The organism is Rhodoplanes sp. Z2-YC6860 (assembly GCF_001579845.1).
Classification (GTDB): domain Bacteria; phylum Pseudomonadota; class Alphaproteobacteria; order Rhizobiales; family Xanthobacteraceae; genus Z2-YC6860.
In genome coordinates this window covers 5939161-5959308 of the sequence record NZ_CP007440.1, presented here as the reverse complement: position 1 = coordinate 5959308, position 20148 = coordinate 5939161, and the positions used below count along the sequence as shown (strand labels likewise).

At 58.2% G+C, this 20148-nt stretch carries 18 protein-coding genes; 13 read left to right on the top strand and 5 right to left on the bottom strand.

Annotated elements, in window-relative coordinates; translation table 11 throughout:
* Positions 1–272: 272 nt before the first annotated feature.
* From RHPLAN_RS28095 to RHPLAN_RS28065, 7 genes are all read left to right on the top strand, one after another.
* Positions 273–728, top strand: a complete 456-nt coding sequence (locus RHPLAN_RS28095; protein WP_068025259.1) for a hypothetical protein — start codon at positions 273–275, stop codon at positions 726–728.
* A 129-nt stretch (positions 729–857) separates the two neighbouring features.
* A complete protein-coding gene (locus RHPLAN_RS28090; protein WP_068025256.1) occupies positions 858–2018 on the top strand; it encodes a hypothetical protein in 1161 nt (386 codons plus the stop codon).
* Positions 2019–2024: 6 nt separating this feature from the next.
* Positions 2025–2963, top strand: a complete 939-nt coding sequence (locus RHPLAN_RS28085; RefSeq protein WP_084245689.1) for a glycosyltransferase family 2 protein — start codon at positions 2025–2027, stop codon at positions 2961–2963.
* Entirely contained in the window at positions 2953–3867 is a 915-nt protein-coding gene (locus tag RHPLAN_RS28080) for a glycosyltransferase family 2 protein (RefSeq protein WP_068025249.1), read from the top strand. Before RHPLAN_RS28085 ends, RHPLAN_RS28080 begins: the two co-directional genes overlap by 11 nt.
* Positions 3868–4234: 367 nt before the next feature.
* Positions 4235–5581 (top strand): UDP-glucose dehydrogenase family protein, encoded by a 1347-nt coding sequence (locus tag RHPLAN_RS28075; RefSeq protein WP_068025245.1) that lies wholly within the window; start codon positions 4235–4237, stop codon positions 5579–5581.
* A gap of 55 nt (positions 5582–5636) precedes the next feature.
* Complete coding sequence (locus RHPLAN_RS28070; RefSeq protein ID WP_068025242.1) at positions 5637–6581, top strand: UDP-glucuronic acid decarboxylase family protein; 945 nt, start codon at positions 5637–5639, stop codon at positions 6579–6581.
* A gap of 39 nt (positions 6582–6620) precedes the next feature.
* Complete coding sequence (locus RHPLAN_RS28065) at positions 6621–8030, top strand: O-antigen ligase family protein (protein WP_068025240.1); 1410 nt, start codon at positions 6621–6623, stop codon at positions 8028–8030.
* A gap of 44 nt (positions 8031–8074) precedes the next feature.
* Here the strand turns inward: RHPLAN_RS28065 and RHPLAN_RS28060 are convergent, their stop codons facing one another.
* Positions 8075–8854, bottom strand: a complete 780-nt coding sequence (locus tag RHPLAN_RS28060; protein ID WP_068025238.1) for a class I SAM-dependent methyltransferase — start codon at positions 8852–8854, stop codon at positions 8075–8077.
* Positions 8855–9126: 272 nt separating this feature from the next.
* Between RHPLAN_RS28060 and RHPLAN_RS28055 the strand changes: the two genes are divergently transcribed.
* On the top strand, positions 9127–10239 hold the full coding sequence (locus RHPLAN_RS28055; RefSeq protein ID WP_084245687.1) for an endo-1,4-beta-xylanase: 1113 nt from the start codon (positions 9127–9129) through the stop codon (positions 10237–10239).
* 51 nt (positions 10240–10290) lie between these two features.
* Complete coding sequence (locus RHPLAN_RS28050; protein ID WP_198164528.1) at positions 10291–11094, top strand: class I SAM-dependent methyltransferase; 804 nt, start codon at positions 10291–10293, stop codon at positions 11092–11094.
* On the opposite strand, the gene RHPLAN_RS28045 is transcribed toward RHPLAN_RS28050, so the two are convergent.
* A complete protein-coding gene (locus RHPLAN_RS28045) occupies positions 11017–12447 on the bottom strand; it encodes a lipopolysaccharide biosynthesis protein (RefSeq protein WP_084245685.1) in 1431 nt (476 codons plus the stop codon). The genes RHPLAN_RS28050 and RHPLAN_RS28045 overlap by 78 nt on opposite strands.
* A gap of 76 nt (positions 12448–12523) precedes the next feature.
* Positions 12524–13216: a class I SAM-dependent methyltransferase gene (locus RHPLAN_RS28040; RefSeq protein WP_068025225.1), complete on the bottom strand. Its 693-nt coding sequence runs from the start codon at positions 13214–13216 to the stop codon at positions 12524–12526.
* Positions 13217–13364: 148 nt separating this feature from the next.
* On the opposite strand from RHPLAN_RS28040, the gene RHPLAN_RS28035 reads away from it, so the two are divergent.
* The 3 genes from RHPLAN_RS28035 (at position 13365) to RHPLAN_RS28025 (ending at position 16927) form a co-directional block, all read left to right on the top strand.
* Complete coding sequence (locus tag RHPLAN_RS28035; protein ID WP_068025222.1) at positions 13365–14213, top strand: hypothetical protein; 849 nt, start codon at positions 13365–13367, stop codon at positions 14211–14213.
* 351 nt (positions 14214–14564) lie between these two features.
* Entirely contained in the window at positions 14565–16025 is a 1461-nt protein-coding gene (locus RHPLAN_RS28030; RefSeq protein ID WP_068025219.1) for an exopolysaccharide biosynthesis polyprenyl glycosylphosphotransferase, read from the top strand.
* Between the two features lie 62 nt (positions 16026–16087).
* The gene (locus tag RHPLAN_RS28025; RefSeq protein WP_084245683.1) at positions 16088–16927 is read left to right on the top strand and encodes a WecB/TagA/CpsF family glycosyltransferase; all 840 of its coding nucleotides are present in this window, start codon (positions 16088–16090) and stop codon (positions 16925–16927) included.
* A 540-nt stretch (positions 16928–17467) separates the two neighbouring features.
* Here the strand turns inward: RHPLAN_RS28025 and rfbB are convergent.
* A complete protein-coding gene (gene rfbB, locus RHPLAN_RS28020) occupies positions 17468–18553 on the bottom strand; it encodes a dTDP-glucose 4,6-dehydratase (RefSeq protein ID WP_068025214.1) in 1086 nt (361 codons plus the stop codon).
* 1 nt (position 18554) lies between these two features.
* Positions 18555–19448, bottom strand: a complete 894-nt coding sequence (rfbA, locus tag RHPLAN_RS28015) for a glucose-1-phosphate thymidylyltransferase RfbA (RefSeq protein WP_068025211.1) — start codon at positions 19446–19448, stop codon at positions 18555–18557.
* Positions 19449–19557: 109 nt separating this feature from the next.
* Here rfbA and rfbC point away from each other — a divergent pair, with 109 nt between their 5' ends.
* The gene (rfbC, locus tag RHPLAN_RS28010; protein WP_068031948.1) at positions 19558–20124 is read left to right on the top strand and encodes a dTDP-4-dehydrorhamnose 3,5-epimerase; all 567 of its coding nucleotides are present in this window, start codon (positions 19558–19560) and stop codon (positions 20122–20124) included.
* Positions 20125–20148 lie beyond the last annotated feature (24 nt).

Sequence of the window (20148 nt, the reverse complement as noted above, 5' to 3'; positions counted from 1 at the left end):
ACCCGCGCGATGAGAAATCTCGTGACGGTTGCCCGACAGATATCGGCGAAACGAATTTTCGAGCAGTGCACGACGCATATTTGTTCATTCGCATTAGGGAACAGGCAACATACGCGCTTCGCGTATGACGATACCTCCGTGCACTCGCGTGCAAGTTCAGATGAGCGCGCATGCTTCAAGCGGCGCGTATGAGTCGCGATGTATGAGTGCCGGGTGTGGCGGCAGGCTGCCCGCTTTTTGGCCGCGGGATATGTCAAAAAACATTTGCATGAATGGCACGGCTTATTCGCACTATCGTCCAGATTGCCGTGCACGTTGCCTCGATCGCGTTTCAATCGAGGACTCAGGGCACGATGCTGAAGCTTGCGGGAGCGTTGTTGGCGATTGGTGCGTTTGTTGCTTGCTCAGGCGCCGTCGCTCAGACTGCCAACGATGATGTTGATCCCGCGCACAAGAATCCGCTTCGTGTCCGTGACATCGCGAATCGTCCCTGCGTGACGGTGAAGGGCCGCATGTTGATCGATAAAATCAACACGAACATCATAACTCATTACCTCCGCGCTGCTAATTCTTGCCCGAAGGTCATCAAGATCAAGGCTTGCTACACGCAGAGCACGCGTTGCGTCGAATTTACGCTTCACTCGCTGGAGAAAAAGGAAGTTCTCCTCGGGATAACGAATTCGTCGATGCCCACGCTGAATTTCGATTTCACCGAGAAGGAGATGTAGGATTTTGGGATTGAAGCGGGCGCCAATGCCAGACATGCAACGTCGGCTCAAATTGTTGCATAGCGACAATCGCCGCGACTGTGTTAGAAGCTTCGCCGCTCGGCAGACGATTGCGTTGTGAACGTCTCGATGCGCAGCAAGATTTTCGATATCTCACCGATTACCCTGGATCCCTCGCTTGGGCTGCGAAGACAGTCGCCGAGACCTCATGCCCTTCGGCAGCCCGATTTCGAAGATCGGTTCGATTTCGATACGTTGTTCTACGATGTGTTCCGCCATCCCGACAGCAGCATGGTGCTTTTGATCGGGCCCGCGCTCTACAACCTCGCAGAACTCTTCAAAGAAATTACCATCATTGCCAAGCCGAGCGGCGCGAGCTGCGCGTTTCGCCGTCTCGATATGGACAGGCTGACGCGCGTGGAAGTCGATGCGCCGGCCGGCACATCGGAAATTGTCTTAAAAACCAGCGCTGGCGAGTTTTACGCAAAGGTGTCACAGCCCGAAGCAGGAAATTATCGCGCCTTGCGCGTGCTCTGCACGATTTCCAAGAACAACGACATTACCTGGATCTGTGACTGGGCACGTTACAACCGCGACGTTCACGGGGCACAGGCGATTCTTTTGTACGACAATGCCTCGACGGCCTACGACAGCTCCGAGCTGGTTGGCCGTCTGAGCGAGGTTCACGGCTTGGCCTTCGTCGGCGTCGTGCCGTTCCCGTTTCGCTTCGGCCCGCCGGGTGTGGGGCTGCGGCGCAGCTGGGATTCCAATTTTCTGCAAATCGGCTCGCTTGAGCACGCCCGCTGGCGGTTTCTTCTGGATGCGAAAAGTTTTCTCAACACCGATGTCGATGAGTTGGTGGTGTCACGTCGCGGTGAAAGCGTGTTTGAGGCGGCAGAGCGGCATGGAGTCGCGCGCTTCTATGGTGCCTGGATGCCGAACATTCGAGTCAATGCCGCGGACGAGACCAAACAGATCCGCCACATCGACTTCTCGCACGTGGAGGCGCCGGTTTACGCGCTTCGAGTTCCGCCATACAAGAATTTGTGCCAGCCGAAATGGGCCGTGGCGCCACGCGCGGTGCCGCCGCTTGGCCATATGACGCATCACCGGATCAAAAACTGGTGGCGCAGCCAGATGTGGAACCCGAAATTCTCATTCCGCCACTTCCGCGGGTTGAGCACGGGCTGGAAATACAGACGCGACACAGTTGAGGTTTTCGACCCGGGAAAGCACCGTGTTGACGAGCGCTTAAAAGCGGCGTTTGCGCGCGTGAACTGGCAAAGGTAGCGGTGCATGCAGCCCCCTCCCGAAATTATTGTCGGAGTTCCAACGTTTCGACGCCCGTTGTGGTTGCGACGCTGCTTGCAGTCGCTCGGCCAGCAGAAAATCGATCGCCCGTTCGGCATCGTCGTTGCTGACAATGATACCGAACGCGGGGAGGGGGTCGCGGTATGCGAAGACCTGTTGGCCGAGGGGTTCCCTATTCCGTTGAAGGTCGTCCGTGTTGCTGAACGCGGAATCTCGCACACACGCAACGCGATCGTGGCGGAAGCCCTCAAGGGTCCGTCGGTCACCGCCGTTGCAATGATCGACGATGACGAATGGGCTGACGATACCTGGCTCAAGGAACTTTTGCGCGTACAAGCCGCCTATGACGCAGATGTGGTCGGCGGGCCCGTGCGGAGAATTTTCGAGCTCGCAGTACCACGCTACCTGTGCCGGGCCAACCAGGCCGCCTTTGACAAGATGGTTGACGGTCAGGTGAGTTTGATCGACGCGACAAGCAACATTCTGTTTCGTGCGGACTTATTCCGCGAGCGAGCGTCCCCGTGGTTCGACCCGAGCTACGCGTTGATGGGCGGTGAAGACAAGGACCTGCTCACATCGCTCAAAATCGAAAGAAAAATCTTTGCATGGGCGAGCCGCGCCTATGTGACCGAAGAAATGCCGGCGTCGCGCTGCTCGCAGAAATGGATGCTCAAGCGTGCCTATTGGGTGGGGAACACGGATACGTTGATCAACCTCAAGCACCGGCCTCCAGGCTTCGGCCTCGCGTCCGAAGCCGCCAAGATCGGCGGCGCAATGTGCGTCGCGGCCTTTAATGTCGTTCTCTTTGCGTGGTACCCGCCCCGCCGTTTCGAGGGCCTGAGGTTGGGTGCAAGAGTGCTGGGGAAGATCGTCGCGCTGAGTGGCGGGCGTCACGAAGAATACCGGATTGTCCATGGTCGATGACAACGCGGTTACGGTTGTCGTCGCAGTCAGAAACGGTGAGCCGTTTATCGGCGAGGCTGTTCAGAGCGCGCTGGCGCAGGGCGATACCGTCCGCAGTGTGATCGTCGTGGACGATGGTTCCACGGACAGCACGCTGGCTTCCGTAGCTGCCTTGGATAGCCGTCGTGTGACCGCTGTATCAAATCCGGGGCGTGGCGTGTCGGCAGCTCGGAACTTTGGCGCGAGCCTTGCCGATACGAAATGGCTTCTCTTTCTCGATGCCGATGACCGGCTTGTCGGCGGCGGTTTGGCGTCTCTTCTCGATGCCGCCGGACGGGAACGCCGTGCAATAGTGGCCTATGGCGATTACGAAAGGATCAATCGAACCGGACAGCGCATTGGCCGGCGGTTTCTGGTCCGGTCACGGAGCAAGCCTTCAGGTGACATCTTACCTCAGTTGATCCGCGGCAATTTCATCATCAATGGCGGGATTGCCATCGTCGATCGTGCGGCGTTCTGGTCTTCGGAAGGCTTCGACTCACGTTTATCGCTATGCGAAGACTGGCATCTCTGGTGCAAGCTCGCTGCCTCCGGGCCGTTCGTCTATACGGCCGAACGTGTCATGGATTATCGCGAGCATGACGGTAGCGTGATGATGACACGTTTCCGCGATTACGCTGATTTTGAGCCGGCGCTCATTCGGATCTTCAACGAGGAGAGCGTACTCGCAAAGCTTCCACCGCATGATGTCGCCCTCGCGCGGCGCGAAGCGGAGGTGAGTCTTATGACGTACTGTGCGACGCAGGCCATCCGTCACGGCGCGTTGTCCCCTGGCTTGAGAATTGCGCGCCAAGCCATGCGTCGTTACCGCGCGAGAGTGCCTTGGGTCATGCTCCGACTTGCCGGTGCAGTGGCGCGAATCTAAGCGCAGTGCTGGTTTATTCTTCAGTCATGGACGTCGCCTGCATCTCACAATGCAACGAATGCGTCATCGCTCCGACATAACGTCCGACAAGATCGCTGGCGTATGATGCAGAGAGTACGTTTTCTGCGTGCGTCATGATTTCGACCATGTTTGAAGTTGATCTTGCTGCGATGCAATAAAAACGGTTGACGAATTTGCGGAGATCGCAGAACTATCGAACCGCGATTGATGAACGCGGAGTGATGTCGACACACTCCGTTTCGATCACTGCCAACAACACGCTCTTTTCTTTTGACCACCACAGAACTGCCGCTCGGCGTGCGCTACATGCGCCTGTCGTGGATCGGCTTTGCTTGGGAGAACGGTGATGCATCTTGCGATGATCGGCGCTGGATATGTTGGTTTGGTATCTGGCGCATGTTTCTCGGATTTCGGGCACCACGTCGTGTGCGTGGATAAGCACGAAGGAAAGATTGAAAGCCTCGACCGCGGTCAAATTCCGATCTACGAGCCGGGATTGAGCGACCTCGTCGCCAAGAACGTCAGGGCAGGGCGCCTGTCGTTCGGTGTCAACGTCTCCGAGGCGGTTGCTCAGGCGGATGCAGTGTTCATTGCGGTGGGCACGCCCTCGCGCCGCGGCGATGGTTTCGCCGACCTCAGCTTCGTTTACGCGGCTGCCCGCGAGATTGCGAGTGCTCTGTCCGGCTTCACGGTGATCGTCACAAAATCGACTGTACCGGTCGGGACAGGGGATGCCGTCGAACGCATCATCCGTGAATTGCGCCCTGATGCCGATTTCGCAGTCGTTTCAAATCCTGAGTTCTTGCGCGAAGGCGCCGCGATCAGCGATTTCAAACGGCCGGACCGTATCGTCATCGGTTCAGAGGACACCCGTGCGCGGGAGGTCATGGAGGAAGTCTATCGGCCGCTCTATCTCAACAGTGCGCCGATTCTTCACACCAGCAGACGCACGGCGGAGATCATCAAATATGCCGCCAATGCGTTCCTGGCCACCAAGATCACCTTCATCAATGAGATCGCGGATCTCTGCGAGCAGATTGGCGCGAATGTGCAGGAGGTTGCCCGCGGGATTGGCCTGGACAATCGGATCGGCGCCAAGTTTCTGCATGCCGGCCCGGGCTTTGGCGGTTCGTGCTTCCCAAAGGACACGCTTGCGCTGATCAAGACGGCTCAAGATCATGGGGTGCCGTTCCGTATTCTCGAGGCTGTGCAGGCGGTCAACGATCAGCGAAAGCGCGGCATGGCGCGCCGGATCATCCAGGCTTGCGGCGGCTCGATTCACGGCAAAACCATCGCCGTGCTGGGCCTCACTTTCAAACCCAATACCGACGACATTCGTGACGCGCCTTCGCTCGCCCTCATTCAGGCGTTGCAGGACGCCGGCGCGCGTGTCAGCGCTTATGATCCGGAAGGCATGCCTAACGCCAAGGCCGTGCTCGGCGACATCAACTATGCCGACAGCGCCTACGACTGCGTCTCCGGCGCCGACGCTGCCGCCATCGTGACGGAGTGGGACGCGTTTCGGGCGCTCGATCTCGAGCGGGTCAAGTCGGTCATGCGCACTCCGGTTCTGGCCGATTTGCGCAACATCTATCGCGCGGAAGAAGTGCGCAAACACGGCTTTGTTTATGTCGATGTCGGTCGCAGCACAGCGGAGGATACCGACATTGGTTCCGTCGAAAAGGCCGCGTAGTGCCGGCTGTGAAATAACGTCAAGTTGAATTCGACGGTGGAGGATCGACCGAACAATGTCGTATGACAACACAGTCCTTGTCACAGGTGGTGCCGGGTTCATCGGCTCCCACCTGTGCGAACGGCTGCTGGCGCGCCAGCGGGCGGTATTATGTGTCGACAACTATTACACCGGCACACGCGCCAATATCGCCCACCTGTTGTCGAATGAACGCTTCGAGGTCATGCGCCATGACGTGACCTTTCCGCTGTACGTGGAAGTGTCTGGCATTTTCAATCTGGCGTGCCCGGCCTCGCCGATCCATTATCAGCGAGATCCGGTGCAGACCACCAAGGTCAGCGTGCACGGTGCGATCAACATGCTTGGTCTTGCCAAGCGCTTGAATGCGCCGGTGCTGCAGGCGTCGACCAGCGAGATCTACGGCGATCCGATGGTTCACCCTCAGACCGAAGATTACTGGGGCAACGTCAACACGATCGGTCCGCGCGCTTGCTACGATGAAGGCAAGCGCTGCGCGGAGACATTGTTCTTCGACTACCACCGTCAACATAAGCTGCCGATCAAGGTCATCCGGATCTTCAACACCTATGGTCCCCGGATGCACGCCAACGACGGCCGCGTCGTGTCGAATTTCATCGTCCAAGCCTTGACGGGCCAGCCGATCTCGATCTTCGGCGATGGCCGTCAGACCAGGTCGTTCTGCTACGTCGACGACATGGTCGAAGCCATGATTCTGATGATGGACAGCGGGCGGGAGATCACGGGCCCGATCAACGTGGGGAACCCGGGCGAGTTCACGATGCTGGAACTGGCGGAACTCGTCTTGCGGAAAACAGGATCGAAGTCGAAGCTTGTGTATCATCCGCTCCCCAAGGACGACCCGAAACAACGCAAGCCTGACATCAGCCGTGCCAACTCGGTGCTTGGGTGGGAACCAAAAATCGCCCTTGAGGATGGCATTGAACGAACCATCGACTACTTCAAACGAACCCTGCAATGACGTTATGCGTTGAGGTCAATCGCTGACATCGGTCGAAGCATGAGCGCGCTGACACTCGGATCTGCTGAGCGGCAATGGGACGCGCTGCGGTGGCTGTGCTTCATGGCCATCCTCGCCTTTGTCTTCATCGAACCGAACCCGACGTCGCGCACCTGGTCGGCCGATGGCGGCCTTGGCACCGTAGAAGGCTCGTTGTTTACCCAGCTCCTGTGGCCTGTGATCGTGGTGTTTGCGGTCGCATGCGTGATGAATCGCTGGGCGGCAGTGTTCCGTCAATTCGACCTCACATTCTGGTTGTTCTCGTCGTGGGCGCTGCTGACGACCTTCACGGCGATCGCCCCGAGCGTTTCGCTCCGCCGCTACCTCTTCATGATGCTGGTGGTGATCGCGGTGCTGATTGCGGTGTCGTCGATCGCCGATGAGCGTCGGCTCTGGAATGCCCTGCTTTTGTGCTTTGCCATCACCACGGTTTACGCGCTGTTCTACGCGCTCTTTATCCCTCGTTTCGGACGGCATCAGGCCGAAGGCGCTGAGTCCCATCTCGCTGGGCTTTGGCGCGGACAGTTCGCGCACAAGAACGTGGCAGCGCCGCTGTTTGCCCTGATGATTCTGATCATATGGCGGATGCGGCAGCAGTTGAGGTGGTGGTACACATGGTCGCTATTGCCGCTTCAGGTGATGTTTCTCTGGTTCGCCGGAGGCAAGACAGCGGCATACTTGACCATCCCGATCTATTTGTTGTCGGAATTCATCACGCGGTCACGCAACACTGTTGCGATATGGGCCGCTGTGCTCGTGCCGTTGGCAATTGCCAATTTCGTTACCATCGGTTCTGTCTGGAGCGATACCGCAAAGTATTTTGCCTCCAAGATTGTCGGTGACGCCTCCTTCACCGGCCGGACCGAGATCTGGCAGGTTCTTCTGTTCTACACCTCACTCAAGCCGATTACGGGGGCCGGTTTTCAGTCCTTCTGGCAGCTCAATACGGATTCGCCGGCCCTGCGTTATGGCGGCACTTGGTTGAACACCGCTTTCTACGGACATCAAGGCTATCTCGATCTTGCGGCCGCCATCGGCATACCGGGGATTATTCTGGCGCTCGGCTTCGTCATCTGGCGGCCGCTGCGGGACATCTGTGCTTATCGTGGCGATCGGAGCAACCCTATCTTTGCCGTCTACGTCACGATGTGGTTGATGCCGCTGTACCTCGCGATCACCGAGTCCAACCTGTTCGATAAATCCGATCCGTCCTGGGTCATGATGCTGATCGGAATAGCCTGCCTCCGTAGGCTGATCGTTGAGCAGGAGCGGGCATCCGGGTGGGCAAGCGTAGAGCCGGTCCGATGGCAGTTGCAGTTGCCCGGCCGCTATTCTGACGGCGCGGTCACGCCGCAGATCCGAACCCATCATGTGCGCGCTTTGGAAGACCGTTCGAGGGATTTTCGCTAAATGGTCTCCTCACCATTGGGAAGCGCTAGCCACCGCCAGAGCGATCACTGCTTGTCGAGGATCACGATCGGATACTGCCAGAGCTTCACGGCAAGGCCGGGAATGGCCCTTTCGACCTCTCTGGCGACCCCATAAAACGTGCTCGCGAGCCAGTTGGCTGGAATCAACGTTCTCTCTTCAGTGCTGCCGATAATGTCCCATGGTCTCATGCTGATTGCGGCACTGTCACTGAAGCGTCTCCACCACCTGAGCGGGTGAGCAGAAAAATATAATCCGGATGCCTTTTCGACTGCGTATTTCGGTGCCGCCAGTTTGCGAAGCCGATCAACTGCACTGGCCGCGTAGCGAATCGGCGATCTTGGGTTTTTGTACAAAATAACGATCCGACCGCCGGGTTTGCAGATTCGGATGAGTTCGCGAACGGCCTTCTCCTGCTCTGCCGCATCGATATGATAGATCACGTGCGCACAGAACACGGCGTCGAAAGTGGAAGTCTCAAACGGCGCGGAGCAGATCGACCCCAGCTTCGGTTCGAGCTTCGGCAGCCTGTGCTGCGCGATCTTGAGTGCCGTATCGGAAATGTCGACGTAGGAAACTTTCTCGAATTTGGTCGCAATACAGACATGGCTTTCCGGCATATCGCCGCCGCCGGCGATGAGCAGCGAGCCATTTCGTCCCGCGAAGCAGTCGATTGTCCTTCCGTCGGCTGCGGTGTGATATTGCTGGTACGCGCGCCCATATTGGCGAAACAGCCTGTCTTCGCTGCCCTTCCAACCTTGCCCATCGTAAAATTCCCGCACAGATTGCTCGACGGTTCTCACCATTGCGAATTCCCCGTGATGGTGAACCCTCCAGCCGTCGGACAATGCATCCGCGAGACGCGTTGTTCCTGGAACATCCGCAGCGCGATGGTAATGGAGGAGCGTCCCGTACGAATTCGAATCTCTTGAAGATGAAATCTTCGTGGCGCACCAAAGGGCCTCACGTTCGGCATCGAGCGGTGCGCAGGAGTTCTCACTGCTGACACAATCCCGATGTGCAGTTCCGTTAGCAGTGAGCTTGTTTTGCTCGTTCGGAATCAAAGAGGCGCCACGTCATGGGATTTGCGCACTCGGTGTCACGGCGAACTTTGCTGTCGGGGTCAACGGCGCTTGCGCTGACCGCAGCAAGCGCGCGCGCTGGTGACGGCCAAACCGCCGACTTGAGCGCTGAGCCGTCGCTGAGAGACCTAGGTAAGGGCGTGGGGATTCCTTACGGGCTGTGTGAGACGACTGCTCAGTTTCCGGCCAATCGCGGATATTATGAGCAGCTCGCGCGGGAATGTAATATCTACGTTCCAAGCAATGAATTTAACTGGAAGCTTGTCGAGCGGACCAAGGGTGTCAGAACCTATGGCAAGCTCGATGCAATCGCCCAGTTCATGAAAGAGCGTGACGTTCGGCTGGTCGGTCACACGCTGCTTTGGTACCACGCCGTCCCGGAATGGCTGAACCAGTTGGAAACGCCGGCGGCGATTTACGATGCTATGGATGCTTACATTCACGACGTCGTCTCGCGATTTCGTGGCAACGTCGTGCGATGGGATGTGATCAACGAGCAAACCGGAGCTGATTCTTCGGGCGAGGGGCTGCGACGAACATTTTATCTGGACAAGCTCGGGCGCGAGTACATGAAGCATGCCTATGCGACGGCGCGGGCTGCGGATCCGAATGTCTTGCTCTGCTTCAATGAATACGGATTTGAGTATGACAAGCCGGATAACAAGGCCAAACGCGCCGCCTTGCTTGCCTTGCTCCGCCGCTTCCGCGACGAAAAGGTCGAGGTCGACTGCTTGGGCCTGCAGTCGCATCTCGATGCGGGCCTGACACTCGATCGGGATGGGCTCGCGAAATTCGTTCGGGAGGTCAAGCAACTTGGCTACAAGATTGCCATCACTGAACTCGACGTGATCGATGAGAATCTGCCTGGTGACGAAAACACCCGCGATCACATGGTGGCGAGCCACGTCAGGGATTATCTCGCCTGCGTTGGATCGGAGGCAAAGCCGGTCACCGTCACGAATTGGGGGTTCACCGATGGGCGAACCTGGCTCACGATGTGGCACCGGCGCAAGGATGGACGCGCAATGCGTCCGCTGCCGTTCGATGATCAGTACCGTCGTAAGGAACAATGGTCGGTCATCGCTCAATTTTTGCGGTCAAAAGCATGATGTGTCGCGGCTTCCACATTTGCATGCGAGACGTCTTTCATGGGGCGGCTCATGAAGGCCGCTGAAGAATGGAAGCCGTCAAAGTTCGTTCTCAAAAACGGGAAGCTGTTACCCAGCGATGATCCGGCCGAGCTCGGCATCGGTTCGCGTATCGTTGCCGAGTGTATGGCGGCCCAGTATCAGCGCGCGATTCTGGAATTTGCGCACGGAAAGCTTCTTGACCTCGGTTGCGGCAAGGTGCCGCTCTACGCGGTTTATCGCGATCTCGTCGATGACGCCGTGTGCGTCGATTGGCAGAGTGGCCTTCATGGCAGCAAGCACGTCGATTTTTTCCGCGACCTTAACGCAGACCTCGAGCTGCCGTCCGATTCATTCGATACGGTCATTCTGAGTGACGTTCTGGAGCATATCAGACAGCCGGAGAAGCTGATCGGGCAGGTTCACAAGCTGCTGCGCACCAACGGTGTGGCCATTCTCGGCGTGCCGTTTTTCTACTGGATCCATGAAGAGCCTCACGACTTCTTTCGCTACACCAAGTTTGCGCTCGCCGGCATGGTCGAAGATGCAGGCTTCGAAGTCTGTTATCTGGAGGAAACCGGGGGAGCACCCGAAATTCTGGCCGATCTTGCCGGCAAGCTGATGTCGCCGGTGCCAATCGTCCAGAAGAGCTTCGTTCGCTGTGCACGCATGATGCGGCGAACGTCGCTGGCCAAGCGGCTTACGGCGCGCACGCGCGTTCGGTTTCCGCTCGGCTACCTCCTGGTCGCGCGCAAGCTGTCAGCGAACGGCAAAACGAACCTTGAGAAGATTGAAGAGCGTGTGCGAGCGTCTTCTCGCATCCCAAACGTCGAATAGAAGCGCCAACAGCCCATAGACGGCAATGCCCGCGGGCATTCCGACTGCGAGCTTCAGAATGTTCTCAGATATCGAGTGCGTGCACACATAAACAACCAGCGCCATGCCGATCGTGCAGGCGACAATCTTGGCGCTACCGGCCATCGGCAGTGAAACCGGGAAGATCGACCTCGCCAGCGCCAGCGTCACGACGCTCCCGATCACACTGGCGATCACAAAAGCATATGCTGCGCCTTCTACCCCGAACGGCCCAATCAGGAGGTAGGTGAAAGCCACCAATGAAACGACCTGAAGCAGTCCGGCCAGCACCTGCAGACCTGGTTTGGAGACGACCTGAAACGCGATGTGCAGGTGGTATTGATTCCAGGCGGAGATCGCGACCGAGACGATCATCAGCGGCAGCAATCTTGCCGTCACATCGTGAAAATGGGGCCCGGTCACGACGGCGACGAGGGGATCGGCAACGAGGACAACGCCGACCGTGGCCGGTAATGCCACCGCCAGAAACATCTCGCCCGCCTTGCGAAATTCGGCACGAGCCCGATCGATACCACTGCTTGCAAAATTCTTGATGACCGTCGGTCCTGCGATCGAATAGATGCTGATACCGATCATCCCACCGATCTGAGAAGCCAGGTCCGCGGCCGCGTTATATGGGCCGGCGGTCGCAACGCCCAGCATGCTCGCGACGATCAGGCGCGACAGCACCGATCCCGCCGAGAACACCAGGCCTGAGACCGCAAGTGCGCCGCCATAAACGAGAATCTCTCTGACGGAGTATTCATGGTCCGTTTCAATGCCGTTACGAGCCTGCTTCCAGACATTGATCAGCGCGCACAGGAAAAATGAGAAACCAAGGCTGCTCAGCAAGACAGCGCCGCTGGGGAACGTAAACGCAATGGCCAGCGCCAGGACGATGCTGATCGTGCTGCGGACGACATTGAAGGCGGCAAACGGTCTTGATCTGTGCCGAGCGCGATAGAATTCCTGCGCGAGGTCGAATAGTGCCTGGCCGGAAGCGACCAGGAAGACTCCCAGAGCCACACCCGGCGTGATGAGCTTCAGGAAAACAGTGAGACTCAGTGCTGCGGCTGCGACCGGAAGCGTGAAAAGATAGCAAGACATCCAGAAGCGGATGGCGATCGGGCCGCCGCGTTCCGCCTCGTATCGTCCAGCTGAAAAGCGGACCCAGCTGAAAAAGAAACTGCCGGCGAAGAAAGCGAAGCTGTTTCCGGTTGAATAGATCGCGTATTGGGCGGAATCCAACAGGTGCGTCAGCGTGACAAAAGTGCCAAAGCCCAGGACAGCAGGGACGAGGAACGCCACCCCGTAGATTAGGGCATGCAGGGCCATGTTTGACTTGAACTCCGGCGTCTGCCGCCCGACTTTGAATTCATGCCGCTACAGAAGGCAACGCTCCGGCGCTCGACTATTTCTCGAAGAAGTAGAAGTCTGCGAACGAGGTCTGTTGCGGTTTTGTGGCGTCCCAAGGGTACCTGTTCTTGACGAAACCGATTTGACGCCAATCCGGTCGTTGCTTCTCGATCCAGGTCATGAAGCGGCGATGCCGGACATGCGGGTCGGACGGGTGGTGGTCTTCATTGCTCGCGTAGATCGCGACATATTTTTGAGACGCGTTGAACAGCGACGACATGTGCTGATCGAAGACGCGATCCTCGACAAGATGATAAATCACGTCCAGCGATAACGTCAGATCGGCGGTGATGGCCGGCTGGCCCGCATCGATCAAAAGAAACTTCTTGCCGGGGTCGTCGCGGTAGCGTGCTCGGCAAATTTCGATCGCTTGCTTGGAAACATCGAGGCCGACGTAGTCAGGATAGGCCGCGAGCCCGAGCTGGGCGCCATCGCCGCAGCCGAATTCCATGACCCTTGAGACGTGATGATTTCGAACAAATTCATTCAAGACCTCGGCCTTGAACAGAGCGAGTTCGTTGTAGGAACCGGATCCGGAGTTGCCTCCCATCTTGTAGCGCGCATCCCAGTATTCGCCCGAATTGGTGAAGACGGGATTCGCACCGCCGCGGACGCCGCGATAGATGCTCGCTGCGACGGGACCCAAGACGGGAGTCTGCGAGACAATTTTCTTCAGGCTTCGCAACATGCGCAGAATCCCTTGACGAAGGTGTGATGCAGAGGTTTCAACAGATCAGCGTCCAATGCACTACGCTACACCGGCGAATTTTAGGCGACAAACGCGCCACTTTTTTGCGCTGATGGCGAGATGATTTGTCGAAATAGAAGGCAGCACAATGACGATGCTTCCAATCGCGCGGGCCAAGCAAGCAGCCATCGAGCTTTACGATCCTTGGCTGCGACTGAAAGTTCGCAAATATTGGAATCGCCGCCGGCAAGCGTCGGTTGCGCACCGACTTCCGAAGCCTCTGATCGTGTCTCTGACGTCATATCCGCCGCGCTTTCAGACGCTGGGACTGACTTTGCGTTGCCTGCTGGCGCAATCGATCAGGGCGGACCAGACGATTCTCTGGATCGCGAGTCAGGATCGGCAAGCTGTGTCGGAAGACATGTTGGAACTGGCGGAACACGGTATCATCATCCGCTATTGCGACGATGTCCGCTCTCACAAAAAATACACATATGCATTTCGGGAGTTTTCCGATTGTTTCGTGGTGACCGCGGACGACGATGCGTACTATTGGCCCCGGTGGCTGGAGGAACTGGTCGGAGGATATCGCTCAGACTCGCGCGAATTTGCGTGTTTGCGTGCCCATAAGATCATCTTCACCGAGTCCGGAACGCCGCAGCCCTACGATCGGTGGGAACATAACACCAGCGATTCCCACGCTTCACCGGAAATCTTTCCGACCGGACTTGGCGGCGTGTTGTACGAGCCGGCCGCGATGGGCTCGGATGTGCTCGATCTCGAGCGGGCGATGACGCTCACGCCGACGGCGGACGATCTTTGGCTCTATTGGATGGCGCGCCGTGCGGGCTTCTGCTTTCGCAAAGTCGGCCAGCAGCGGCGATTTCACAATTGGACGGGAACGCAAGCGCAGTCGCTCTATCAAGTCAATTCGGTGCGCGCGGACGGTAACGATGTACAGGTCAAGGCGATGATCGATGCTTATGGTTGGCCGTGACGCAGTGAGGCCAGTCGGCCGGAGGCCGAGTGCTCACGTCACCGCGGAACCGATTACGACAATTACATTGAAACTGCATGATCGATCGCAACGAAAAGCGACACGCATCGTGCGATGCAATCCTTGATACCCTGTCGTCACTGCAAACGCGTGACGGCATTTCGTTCCATGCGGGATACTGACATGCAGTTCGTGCAGAAGAGCTAGCGGCGCGCTCGCATTTCGCAGAAAAGACGCGGCGATTTTTTTCAGCAAACGCGCTGCACAAATTTCAACGTTGCGCTGCACCACGAAGTCGCCGCAAATATCCTCGACGCTCGCTAGCAGATCAATCGCGGTTGGAGCATCGGAATGACCTACCAGAGCAAGATGCCGGGGTTTGTCGTTGACGGTGTCCGGATCGAGACTTCGAATTCAAAGCGGATATTTCGATTCAGCCGCGTGGAAGCGATCTACGGTGTCTTCGAAATTGCGAGCATCACCATCGCTGCGTTTCTCGCGGCGTGGATCTATTGGCAAAAGAGCTACGAGTGGGTTCCGTCAATCTGGGAGATGTTGGCGCCGAGCATGCTGATCTCGCTGCTCGTGAGCGCCATCACGGTATTCGGCGACCGCATTCGTCACGTGCTGATTCCGAGTCCGGCTTTTCTTTGGTCAGCGGTGCGAACCTCGCTCGAGGCATTCAGCATCCTGATTGCATTATTTTTCGCCTTCAAAGTTTCAGAGGGCTATTCGCGCGGCATGGTCATCGCCCAATTTTTCGCCGTCACGACGACGCTGTTCGTGATTCGTGCAGGCTTCCAGACGTTCATCCGGTCAGCGCTCGCCCAAGGCCAGCTTCTCACGCAAAAGATCATCGTGATCGGCTCGGTCGCTCGCGATCGCGCATTTCTCGATCGATTGACCCGCGGCGGTGCGCGCGTGGTCTTGAGTTTGCCTTTGGAAGGTTCGGGCTCGATCGTAGGCAACCGGAACCTGAGTGCGTTCGTCCGTGACCTGATCGAGGAGTGCCGAACTCACGAGGTCGATACGGTCGTGATCGCTCCATCTCACGAAAACACCGTTGCGGCCTCGCGGATTGTCGAGGGCCTCGCCGAGACGCCGGTCACGGTTCATATCGTGCCGCTCTCGGAGAATAAGAATAATCCTCCTTGCCGGCGCAGCTCTGATGGAATCGGCGGGCTGCCCACGGCGATCGTGTCCAATCGTCCGCTGACCTCGATCGACTTCGTGCTCAAGCGCGGCTTTGACATCGCTGTGTCACTGACAGCGTTGCTGATGCTCGCGCCCTTGTTTGTTGCCGTCTCCATCGCCATCGCGTGCGATTCAAAAGGGCCGATCTTTTTTCGGCAGACCCGGCACGGCTACGGGAACAAGGGGATCCGCGTACTCAAGTTCCGAACCATGCACGTCCTCGAGGACGGCAAGGCGTTTCGGCAGGCCACTCGCAACGATCCGAGGGTGACCCGGATCGGCCGCTTCTTGCGCCGGACCAATCTCGACGAGATTCCGCAACTCTTGAACGTGCTGTTTGGTGAAATGTCGGTGGTCGGGCCGAGGCCGCACCCTGTTGCGCTGAACGAAGCGTTCTCGGATCGCATCAAATGGTTCAATCGGCGACATAACATTCGGCCGGGAATCACCGGGTGGGCCCAGATCAACGGCTATCGCGGCGAGACGGACACGATCGAGAAGATGGCGGGCCGGGTCGAGCACGACCTTTGGTATCTCGACAATTGGTCGTTCTTCCTGGACTGCAAGATCATGCTGCTGACGGTGTTCTCTCCGTTGGCCTATCGCGAAGCGCGCTGAGCGCCGCCTTGGCTCCTTCACGCTCTATCTTCACAGTCCACTCTCACGCGGCGCTGCCGGCCATGTTGGACTCGCACGACATTGCATCGCGATCTCCGGAGCCACTCAGCTCCAGGCTGTGGGAAATCCGGGCGCTTGGCCTGCGGTTTCACCCGGTGACAAAACAGCAGCTGCTGGATGAGATTTTCCGGACCCGCGGGCCCGGCGACAAGATGGTGCTTGGCGGCGCCAATCTGCATGGTCTCTACGTCAGCTGTACGGATCCGGAATACGACCGCTTGCTTCAAGCCCCGGACACGCTGGTCATTGTGGACGGCATGCCGGTGGTGCCGGTGTTACGGATGCTGGGCTACAAGGTCGGGCGTCGTCACCGCACCACCTGGCTGGACTGGTTTCCCGATGCGCTGGCGCGTGCCGAGCGGGAAGGCCGCTCCGTGTATATTCTGGGCCATACGCCCGATGTCCTGAAAGAAGGTTTGGCCAAGGCGCGCGCGAAGTGGCCGACGTTGCGGATCGACGGTGCACACGGCTTTTTCAATATCGAAGATGGATCGGCTGAAGCCACGCGCGCGATCGATCGCGTCAATGCATTCAAGCCGGACATCCTGTTTTTGGGCATGGGCATGCCTCGGCAGGAGCAGTTCGCCTATCGCTTCCGCTCAAGAATCGACGCTCCGGTCATCGGATTGGGAGGGGCGGCATTCGCTTATTTTGCTGGTTTTGAGCCGACGCCGCCACGCTGGATGGGGCGAATCGGGCTTGAGTGGCTCTACCGGCTCGCAGCCAGTCCTCGGCGGCTCGCTTTTCGGTATTTGATCGAGCCAGGATTGCTTGCGTTCTTTCTGATTCGGCGCGCCATTCGCATGCCGGGGGCTGGCGCATCGTCCGGACCCGCCAATTAGAGCGGCGACCGGCCGGAATCGAGTTCCACAATCACATTGCCTTGAATGCGAGCAGGCCGCAGCCTGGGGTGTGCGTTTGTGCACTGTGAGCGCGTGCGCCTGTGGATTAATGAACTAGTCAGGGGCCCTCGAACTTATGAAGTCATTATTTTACCCCACATTAAAGCGGTAATTGTTATGATATTTACCGAGGCCGAATTCGCAGATCGTAGTTGGTAATCTGGCCATGACAGCTTGGCAGGCATTCTTCGCAGGCGTTTTCATCTCCACAGTGCCTTCTGTCGTTTTTTTCATATGGATGAGTTTGCGGGCGCCTGAACTCGACGCACGCGGCAGGCGTGTCGAGAGCCCGCGGCAAAATCTCGATGAGGGCAAGTGCTGCTGCGGAGCGCCGCTCGGTCCGGACGGACGCTGCCTCGCACGCTATCCCGCCGAACACGCGGCTTGATTTTCTGCTTGCTCGACCGGCATTCCTCCGGCTGACAACCGCACGAATTCCAGCTTTCAATCGAAGGGAATGCTTGTGCTTGAGCGTGGCCGTCAGGCCGAGTGCCCGGTCTTTTGCAACACGCCGATCCGTGTAGCCTTGTAGCCGCGCTCCAGGATCGCCTGCCACCAGGACCGATTGTCGAGATACCACTGCACAGTCTTTGCGAGTCCGCTCTCGAAGGTTTCCACCGCCCGCCAGCCGAGTTCGCTTTCGAGCTTCGCGGCATCGATAGCGTAGCGCCGGTCGTGACCTGGCCTGTCCGCTACAAATGAGATCAGCCTTTGACGCGAACCGTGGGATGACGGCTCGAGCCGGTCGAGCAATTCGCAGATTGTCGTGACCACGTGCAAATTGGTCCGCTCGTTGCGGCCGCCAATGTTGTAAGTCTGGCCGATACGCCCGCGCTCCAGCACCAGCGTCAGTGCGCGCGCATGGTCCTCGACATAAAGCCAATCGCGAATGTTTCGGCCATCGCCGTAAACCGGCAAGGGGTCCTCGGCGAGGCCCTTGATGATCATATGGGGGATCAGTTTTTCCGGGAAATGATAGGGGCCGTAATTGTTCGAGCAGTTCGTCAACAACGTGGGTAGCCCGTAGGTCTCGCGCCAGGCGCGAACCAGGTGGTCTGATGAGGCCTTCGAGGCGGAGTAAGGCGAGTTCGGTGCATAAGGCGTCGCTTCATGGAATAGGCCATGATCGCCAAGCGAGCCATAGACCTCGTCGGTCGAGATGTGATGGAAGCGGAATCGTGTCTGAGCCGGATGGTCGAGCCCGCGAAAATAGCGCAGCGCCTCCTGCAACAGCGTGAAGGTGCCAACCACGTTGGTCTGGATGAATTCGGCAGGCCCGTCGATTGAGCGGTCGACATGGCTCTCGGCCGCGAGATTCATGACTGCCGCGGGACGATATTGATCGAACAGATTGCGCAGGCCGCGCGCGTCGCAGATGTCGACCTTTGCAAAGCGATAGCGTGGATGATCGACAGCCTGCGGGATCGACTCCAGGCAGGCCGCATACGTGAGCTTATCGACGTTGACGACGCTGGCATCGGTTTCGTCGAGCAGATGACGAATCACCGCGGAGCCGATGAATCCGGCTCCGCCAGTGACGAAAATCACATCGCCTTTGAACCGCATCTCAAGGCTCCGCGCGGCGGTTCTTTGCAAAACCCCGGCAGATTGTCATCAGGTATTCGCCGTAGCTGCTCTTGGCGCAGCGCAGCGCAAGCTTTTCGAACTGATCCAGAGAAATATAGCCGAACCGCAGGGCAATTTCCTCCGGGCAGGCCACGCGGACGCCTTGGCGCTGCTCGAGGATCTGGACGAAGTGGCTCGCCTCGACCAGCGATGCATGGGTGCCGGTGTCAAGCCAGGCGAAGCCGCGGCCCAGCACTTCGACGTGGAGCTCGCCGCGCTCCATATAGGCGCGATTGACGTCGGTGATTTCGAGCTCACCCCGGGGCGAAGGCTTCAGGCTCGCCGCAATCTTCACCACCTCGTTGTCGTAGAAATAGAGACCAGTGACCGCAATATTCGACTTCGGATGTGCCGGCTTTTCCTCGATCGACTTTGCCAACCCGGCTGGGTCGAGCTCGATGACGCCATATTGCCCAGGCGTGCTGACGGCATATCCGAACACGGTTGCACCCTTGGTGCGCGCGCTGGCGCGGACCAGAATATCCACAAGGCCGTGGCCATGAAAGATGTTGTCGCCCAGCACCAGAGCCACGGAATCTTGCTTGATGAAATTGGCGCCGACGATGAAGGCGTCGGCAAGGCCGCGTGGCTGCTCCTGCTCGGCGTAGGAAAACTGGAGCCCAAAATCCGAGCCGTCACCCAGGAGCCGCTGGAATAGCGGTTGATCCTGGGGCGTGGTGATGATCAGGATTTCGCGAATGCCGGCATACATCAGAGTCGCAAGCGGATAGTAGATCATCGGCTTGTCGAACACCGGGAGCAGCTGCTTCGAGACAACGGTCGTAACCGGGTAAAGCCTAGTCCCGGAGCCGCCAGCGAGAATTATTCCTTTCATCCCGCCCACCAAGCCTGCAGCTAATCCCTATGTTTCCCGATAGCCTTACACCGATTCGCGTTGTATGGCTCCTCGCGCCGGGGCCGCGTGCCTCGTTGACGAGAACCGGATGGACACGATCGAGACGGCGATTCCTGGCGTATTGATCGTCCAGCCGAAGCTGTTTGGCGACAACCGGGGGTTTCTGACCGAACTGTTTCAGAGCGACCGCTATGCCAAGGCGGGGATGCCGCGCAGCTTCGTCCAGGATAACCTGTCGCGTTCCTCCCGCAACGTGCTTCGAGGGCTTCATATTCAGAACCCCAACCCGCAGGGTAAGCTCCTGACGGTGCTGAGGGGAGCCATCCTGGACGTGGCGGTTGATGTTCGCCTGGGGAGTCCGACATTCGGGAAACACGTGGCCGTAGAACTCAGCGAGGAAAATCGGCGCCAGTTCTGGATTCCACGCGGCTTTGCGCATGGCTTCATCGTGAAGTCCGACAGCGCTGACGTGTTTTACAAGTGCGATAATCTCTACAGTCCGGCCGATGAGCTCGTCGTCAAATGGGACGATGTCGCTCTTGAAATTGAATGGGGCTGTTCATCGCCGCAACTGTCGCTGCGTGACCAAACAGGATTGCCCTTGGCGGAGCTCAAAGGGAAGCTGCCGACGCTTGACGCAATCCGGAGCTCTTAACGGACATCAATCGAGCACTCGCGC